This is a genomic window from Staphylococcus sp. HMSC034C12 (assembly GCF_001835895.1).
Lineage (GTDB): Bacteria > Bacillota > Bacilli > Staphylococcales > Staphylococcaceae > Staphylococcus > Staphylococcus hominis.
Genome location: NZ_KV826348.1, coordinates 1 through 8389 on the forward strand (window position 1 = coordinate 1; position 8389 = coordinate 8389).

The 8389-nt window shown below is 30.3% G+C and carries 5 protein-coding genes; 1 reads left to right on the top strand and 4 read right to left on the bottom strand.

Going from position 1 to position 8389, the window contains the following annotated elements; genetic code table 11:
• Positions 1-44 precede the first annotated feature (44 nt).
• The 3 genes from HMPREF2629_RS08915 to HMPREF2629_RS08925 are packed head-to-tail and all read right to left on the bottom strand — an operon-like array spanning position 45 to position 2823.
• Positions 45-476, bottom strand: coding sequence for a YtxH domain-containing protein (locus tag HMPREF2629_RS08915; RefSeq protein ID WP_002488017.1), 432 nt, complete (start codon positions 474-476; stop codon positions 45-47).
• Positions 477-502: 26 nt separating this feature from the next.
• Positions 503-1189 (bottom strand): pseudouridine synthase, encoded by a 687-nt coding sequence (locus HMPREF2629_RS08920; protein ID WP_002488019.1) that lies wholly within the window; start codon positions 1187-1189, stop codon positions 503-505.
• Complete coding sequence (locus HMPREF2629_RS08925; protein WP_002455187.1) at positions 1186-2823, bottom strand: putative polysaccharide biosynthesis protein; 1638 nt, start codon at positions 2821-2823, stop codon at positions 1186-1188. The genes HMPREF2629_RS08920 and HMPREF2629_RS08925 overlap by 4 nt, the downstream gene beginning before the upstream one ends.
• Positions 2824-3099: 276 nt before the next feature.
• Between HMPREF2629_RS08925 and HMPREF2629_RS08930 the strand changes: the two genes are divergently transcribed.
• A complete protein-coding gene (locus HMPREF2629_RS08930) occupies positions 3100-4356 on the top strand; it encodes a BaiN/RdsA family NAD(P)/FAD-dependent oxidoreductase (protein ID WP_070813305.1) in 1257 nt (418 codons plus the stop codon).
• Between the two features lie 96 nt (positions 4357-4452).
• Here HMPREF2629_RS08930 and HMPREF2629_RS08935 read toward each other — a convergent pair.
• Positions 4453-8389 (bottom strand): DUF1542 domain-containing protein (locus tag HMPREF2629_RS08935; RefSeq protein ID WP_141756722.1); only part of this gene is annotated, 3937 nt, incomplete at its 5' end.

The following is an 8389-nucleotide window of genomic DNA, read 5'->3' on the forward strand; positions in this document are numbered from 1 at the left end:
ACTTATCTAGATACTTTATGTCCCGGACTCTTTAAAATTTAAGTTTAATGTCTATCGTCTAAGGCATTATGATTGTTTTTCAAATCTTCTTCAGTGACTACTCTTAAATTATTATTAACAGTTGCGCCACCTTCATCATCAAATTTACCTTCTGCTAATTCATGTGTATCATTTTTTTTAGTATTCACATTAGTGAATTTAGATTTTTCATCTTGTAATAAAGATTTAGGATCATTTTTTAAACGATTTGCATAACCTTGTGGGTCATTCTTTACGTTTTGAATTGTTTCATTTGCTTTTGAGCTAATATCATTAACTAGCCCTTTCGCATTTTGTTTATAGCCTTCTGGATTTTCTTTATATTTATTATACTCAGCTTTTAATTTATTTCTGCTACTTTCACGTGATAATGCTACTGCAGCCGCTGCAGCACCAATTCCTGCCACAATTCTTAATAAACCTGCACTTTTAGCCATCATATTACCCCTTTTCTCTTTTATTACTATAAAAGTTTTAATTCTTCTGAAGTTAGTAAACGATACTCTCCAGATTTTAAGTTTTCATCTAACGTCAAATTAGAAATTTTAAGACGTTTTAATTCTAATACCTCATTATCAATTGAATGAAACATTCTTTTCACTTGATGATACTTTCCTTCATAAATAGTAACTAAAGATAATTTATGATCTAGTTTTTCAAGTTGTGCTGGTTTTACTTTGCCATCTGATAGTTCAATTCCATTTTTAAAAGCAATAATATCTTCGTTTTTAATAGGATATTTAGAGGTTACTTTATACGTTTTAGACACATGTTTAGATGGACTCATTAAATTATGGTTAAATTGTCCATCATTAGTAATAAGTAATAAACCTTCAGTATCTTTATCTAGTCTGCCTACTGGAAATATATCAAGATGGCGGTAATCAGCAATAAGATCTATCACTGTTTGATTTATATCATCATAAGTAGCAGAAACATATCCTTTAGGCTTATTTAACATAATATAAACATGATTAATATACTCTATTATTTTGCCATCTACAGTAATTTCATCTTGCTCAGGATTCACTTGGTATTTAGGTGATTTTTCCACTTTATCATTAACTTTGACACTATTTTTCTTTAAAAGCTGCTTTACCTCAGTACGCGTGCCAACTCCCATATTCGATAAAAATTTATCTAATCTCATCTTAAAAATCCAACTTTACGTCTAATCTTTTCTGGTAATTCACCAAGAAATTGATCAGCTAATCGATTTTTAATTGTGATACTACCATACACTAAAGCACCTACAATAACCCCAACGAGTAATATAATCATTGCTCCAAATTTACGTTCTACAGGGACAAAATGACCTAAAATTAAGTAAACAATTTCCACACTAATCATCATGATTAAACTATAAATAAAAATTTTCGCTACTTGCACAAATGTTTCTGTAAATTCATATTTCGCATATATTTTTAAAATAAAGAAATTTGCTGTAATCGCAAAACTCAATGCAATAGCAGTACTTAAAATTGCTCCTGCAGTATGGAAAGTCATAATTAATGGAATATTAAGTGCTAACTTTAATACAACGGCTCCTAAAATGACAAACACTGTCAATTTTTGTTTGTCTATACCTTGTAACATCGAAGCAGTAACACTAAGTAAAGAAATTAATATTGCTACAGGGGCATAGATAAATAACATTTTGTTTCCATCTGGATTATATTGATAGAAAACTGTATATAAAGGTGCAGCCAGTGCCATTATCCCTAAACTTGCTGGAACTGTAATATACATTAATACACCGATTGATGTTTTAATTTGACGATGCATTTCAGTTAAACGACCTTCTGCATATGTTTTAGTAATATATGGTATTAAACTTACCGCAAAACCTGCTGCAAGTGATGTTGGAATCATTACAATTTTATTGGTTGTAAAGTTTAATATCGTAAAGAAATAATCTTTATTTGCATGGAATCCTGCTGCATCTAGTGCATTGTTATGTGTAAATTGATCAACAAGGTTAAATAATGGAAAGTTTAAACTAACAATTACAAACGGAATACTGTATGCAATAATTTCTTTATACATTCTTCCATAAGAAATGTCTAATCCTGTACGATCAGACTCTACCATTTTTTGAATGTGAGGTTTACGTTTTTTCCAGTAATACCAAAGAGTAAATAAACCTGCAATTGCTCCCACAGCGGCTGCGAATGTAGCTACACCATTAGCTTGTAGATATGTACCATGAAAAACATTTAAAACTAAATAACTACCTATTAATATAAATATAATTCTGGCTAATTGTTCAGTAACTTCAGATACAGCAGTTGGACCCATCGATTGATAACCTTGGAATACCCCTCTCCATGTTGCTAATAGTGGGATAAAAACCACTACTATACTGATGATACGAATAATCCAAGTAATCTCTGGTACTGTCCATCCACCTTTTCCTTCTTTTTGACCTAAAGTAATAACTGCAATATCAGGTGCTAAATAAAACAATATTAAAAATCCTATAATACCTGATATCGACATTACGATAAAACTCGATTTATAGAGTTTCTGTCCAACTCTATATGCTCCTATTGCATTATACTTTGCTACAAATTTTGAAGCTGCTAAAGGCACTCCAGCTGTCGCGACAGCAATAGCAATATTATAAGGAACATAAGCATAGTTAAACGGCGCTAACTTTTCCTCCGCATTTGCACCCATAATCGCATAAAAAGGAATTACAAATAAAACACCTAGAATTTTAGTAATTAAAATACTAAATGTTATTAAAAAGGTTCCGCGCACCATTTCCTTATTTTCACTCATATTCAATCTTCCTATCTTTAATTTAATCAAACTATGTCGTTATACATCTGTCTAAACTAAGGACTTGCATTACTATAAAATATATCACAAAATACTTATTGTTTCTCGTTTCTTTTTAAGTTTTTTTTGTCAATTATTCTCACTATTATTAAATAAAAATATTGTAATTTTTTTATTTATGTATTTAATACACTTTTTAACACAAAATTCTACTTCAGTTCGCAAAATAATAAGTATTTATGTAGAATATAGATGTATGATAACGGAGGTTAATATATGTATCAAACAATAATCATTGGCGGTGGACCAAGCGGATTAATGGCAGCAGTTGCTGCGAGTGAAAATAATAGTAAGGTTCTATTAATCGAAAAGAAAAAAGGTCTTGGAAGAAAATTAAAAATTTCTGGTGGTGGTAGATGTAATGTGACTAATCGTCTACCTTACGAAGAAATCATCAAAAATATACCCGGAAACGGTAAATTTTTATATAGTCCATTTTCAAAATTTGATAACGAATCCATAATAGAATTTTTTGAAAGTCGTGGTATAAAATTAAAAGAAGAAGATCATGGAAGAATGTTTCCAGTTTCAAACAAATCACAAGATATTGTTGATACTTTAGTTAATACAATTAAAAATAACAACGTTGAAATTAAAGAAGAAACTGTTGTTAATGACATTTCTAAAAATGATCAATCTTTTATAGTAAAAACACAAGATGGCGAATTTGAATCAAAAACAGTTATTATTGCGACTGGTGGAACAAGCGTCCCCCAAACTGGATCTACAGGTGATGGCTACAGATTTGCTGAAAATTTAGGTCACACTATTACTGAATTATTCCCTACTGAAGTCCCTATTACATCTAGTGAATCTTTTATTAAGAATAAAACCCTTAAAGGCTTAAGTTTAAAAGATGTAGAATTATCAGTTTTAAAGAAAAATGGTAAAAAACGTATTAGTCATCAAATGGATATGATTTTTACACACTTTGGTGTAAGTGGACCAGCTGCATTACGTTGTAGCCAATTCGTTTATAAAGAACAAAAAAATCAGAAAAAACAAGACATACAATTACAGTTAGATGTATTTCCAGAGATTTCTTTACAAGATTTAGAAAATAAAATAAAGAAAATCTTAAGCGAAGAACCAGACAAATATATAAAAAATGCACTACGTGGTTTAATAGAAGAAAGATATTTATTGTTTATGCTAGAACAGGCTAATATTAATGAAAATACAACATTTCATCATCTTTCAAATCAACAGTTGACTCACCTCGCAGAACATTTCAAACAATTCATTTTCACTGTTAATGGTACCCTTTCAATTGAAAGAGCATTTGTTACGGGTGGTGGCGTTTCTCTTAAAGAAATATGGCCTAAAACAATGATGTCAAAAATTCAACCTGGTTTATTTTTATGTGGAGAAGTATTAGACATTCATGGGTATACAGGCGGCTACAATATTACAAGTGCTTTAGTTACCGGCCACGTCGCTGGAAGCGAAGCTAGACAATTTATATATACTTAAAAATAAAAAACACTCCAAAAGTTAAGTAAAATTATAACTTTTGGAGTGTTTTTTATTTCATATTTTGAATACGAAGATAACTGAATTTATTTTTTATTATTTATCTTCTTTTTTTCTTCGTTTTAATAATAATAGCAGACCACTTAATAATGTGAACTCAGCTAAAGATAATAATGAGTTTTCATTTTCACCTGTATAAGGTAGAGTATTTAATTTTGAATGATTATTATTCACATTAAATTTATTATTAAAATTATTAAATGTAACTTTGTTGTCATTAACCAATCCAAAGTTATTTTCAAATTGCTTAACATTCACATGTTCAATCTCATTAATAGTCACTCTCGTTAATTCATTAATATCATTAGTAGTCACATTTTCAGCTAATTTATTTAAGGCTTTCATAACATAAACATCAATTTGTTTATAAGCTTTATTTCTATTATATTCTGATATATTTGTTAATCCTTTAATATACGCTTTACGTTTATTTGCTACATCAAAGATTTGAGATTTAGCTTTCAATTTTACTTTGTCGATTAGAACTATTTTATTAAATTCTTGAAGATAATGTATTTTTATATTATCAACTTGTTTATTAGTTTGAGCTTGGTTTACTTTTTCTTCTGCTTTTTTATATGATTCATCAAGTTTTTGTTTTATGAATAGTTTTTCATCTATTGTAAATGTTTGATCAGATGATACTTTATCTTTTAATTTTTGTAATTCCACTTCTAATTTAGATAAAGCATCTGCTTTTTTAATAACTTCAACTTGAATACTATTAATTGATTGTTTACCTTGCTCTGTAGTCTGATCGACATCTGAGTTAGTATTGGCACCTTCGAGCAGTTTTTTAGCTCTCATTACTGCCTCTTCTACTTTTTGTTTTGCTGCATCCTTTTCTTCTTTTGTTGCGTTTGGTGTTTGATCAATTTCTGCTTTCTTTTGTTTAGCTAATTCGTCGATAGTTTGTTTAGCTACAGATTTTTTAACTATTTCTGGTTGAATTTCATCAATAGCATGTTTACCACTTTCTTTGGCTATTTCAACATCAGAATTAGTCGTAGATTGAGCAATATTATTCTTTGCTTTTATAACTTCTTCATCTACTTTTTGTCTAGCCACATCCTTTTCTTCTTTTGTTGCATTGTGATTATTATCAATTTCTGCTTTTTTAATTGTTGCTTCATCATCTATCGCTTGTCTAGCTAAGGATTTTTGTATTGTCTCTGGTTGAATATTAGATATAATTGAAATTCCAATTTGAGTTGATTGATCTACTGTATCATTCGTTGTAGATTGATCAACATTATGTTTCGCTTTTGTTGCTGCTTCATCTACTTTACGTTTTGTCATTTCTTTTTCTTCATTCGTTGCTTCATGATTACTATCAATTTCTGCTTTTTTTGCTGTTACTTCATCATCTATAGATTTTTTGGCTTGTGTTTTTTTCAAAGCTACCGCATTAATGTTATTTATTGCACTTATACCATTAATTTGTGCATGATCTACATTGGAATTATTTATTGATTGATCAACATTTCTTTTAGCTTTATTAACCTCATCATCAATTTTTTGTTTAGCTATGTCTTTTTCTTCTTTTGTTGTCGAATTATCTTGATCAATTAGATTTTTTCTAAGAGTTGCTGCTTCATCTATCGCTTTTCTTGCTTCAGCTTTTTTAACTACTTCTGGTTGTATATTTTCAATAGTATTTTTACCAGTTGTTTTAGCATTATTCACACCGTCATTTGTTGTAGCTTGATTTATAGTATTTTTCGCTTTTATAACTTCTTCATCAACTTTTTGTTTTGCTACTTCTTTTTCTTCTTCAGTTGCATCTAGCATTTGATTAATTTTTTCTTTTTTTACTTTTGCTACTTCATCAATTGCTTGTCTTGCTTCTGATTTTTTAACCACTTCTGGTTGAATATTATTGATCTCTGTATTTCCTGTTGTTTTTGCTTGATCCACTGCATCATTTGTTGTAGCTTGATCAATATTATCTTTTGATTTTGTAGCTTCTTCATCTACTTTTTGTTTTGCTACTTCTTTTTCTTCTTCAGTTGCATCTGGTGTTTGATCTATAATTTTTTTCTTAGCAATTGCAGATTGGTCAATTTCATGTTTTGCCTCTACTTTTTTTATAATTTCAAGTTGGATTGTATTAATAACATTTATCCCTTTTGTTTTCGCGTTATCAACTCCATCATCATTTTCTGCTTCGTTGATATGAGTTTTAGCTTCTGTTAACGCTTGATCCACTTTACTTTTCGCTGCTTCTTTTTCTTCTTCAGTTGCTTCTTGCGTTAAATCAATAGTTGCTTTTTTAAGTTTAGCTAAATCATCAATTGCTTGTCTTGCTTCTGATTTTTTAACTACTGTCGGCTGAATATTATTTATCACTGTAGTGCTATTTTGTTCAACTTGATCTACGTCATTATTTGTTCTTGCTTGATCAATTCCATGTTTTGCTTTTATGACTTCTTCGTCAACTTTTGATTTCGCTGCTTCTTTTTCTTCTTCAGTTGCATCAGGTGTTTGATCAATGATGGCTTTCCTAGTTAATGCAATTTGATCAATAGCATTCTTAGCTGTCTCTTTTTTTACAACTTCTGGCTGAATGTTATTTATAGCAACAGTTCCTCTATCTTTTGCTTGATCTACATCACTATTTGTTATGGCTTGATCAATACTATGTTTTGCTTTTGTAACTTCTTCGTCAACTTTTTGTTTTGCTGCTTCTTTTTCTTCTATTGTCGCATTTGATGTTTGATCAATATTATTTTTTTTAGCTCTTGCTACTTGATCAATTAACGTTTTAGCTGCAATTTTTTTTATAATATTGGGTTGAATATTATTAATTGCTATTGTGCTATTATGCTCAACTTGATTCACATCATTATTTGTAACTGCTTGATTAATGTTACGTTTTGCTTTTGTTACCTCTTCATCAACTTTTGATTTCGCTGCTTCTTTTTCTTCTTCAGTTGCATCAGGTGTTTGATCAATGATGTTTTTTCTAGTTAATGCAATTTGATCAATAGAAGTCTTAGCTGTCTCTTTTTTTACAACTTCTGGCTGAATGTTATTTATAGCAACAGTTCCTCTATCTTTTGCTTGATCTACATCACTATTTGTTACTGCTTGATCAATACTATGTTTTGCTTTTGTTACCTCTTCATCAACTTTTGATTTCGCTGCTTCTTTTTCTTCTGTCGTTGCATCAGATGTTTGATCAATGATGGCTTTTTTGATTTTTGCTTGAGTATCTATACCTCGTTTTGCTTGTTCTTTTTTAACTATATCTGGTTGGATATTATTTATTGATGCCGTACTATTATGTACTACTTGATCTACATCATTGTTAGACAAAGCACGATTAATATTATTTCTTGCTTCTGTCGCAGCTTCGTCTACTTTTGATTTCGCTGCTTCTTTTTCTTCTGTTGTTGCACCCGGTGTTTGATCAATCGCTTCTTTTTTAATTCTAGCTACTTCATCGATTGCAGTCTTTGCTGCTATTTTCTTAACTATATTTGGTTGAATATGACTAACTGTTGTAACACCATCTTCTTTTGCTTTGTCAACAGCTTGATTTATTTCTGTATGATTAATATTATTTTTTGCTTCTACTGCAGCTTCGTCTACTTTTGATTTTGCGGCTTCTTTTTCTTCTATAGTTGCATCAACATTATTATCGATCTCTGTCTTCTTATTAATAACTTCATTATCAATTGCTTGTCTTGCTTCTGATTTTTTAAGCACATCTGGTTGGATTGCATTGATTGTAGTTGTACCATTTGTTTTTGCTTCATCGACACCTGAATTATTTATTGCTTCATTGATATGGCCTTTGGCTTCCGTTACTGCTTGGTCTACCTTCGCTTTGGCTGCCTCTTTTTCTTCTGTTGTCGCATCTGGTGTTCGATCAATCGCTTCTTTTTTAGCTCTTGCAATATCATCGATTGCTTGTCTTGCTTCTGATTTTTTAAGCACATCTGGTTGGATTGCATTGATTGTAGTTGTA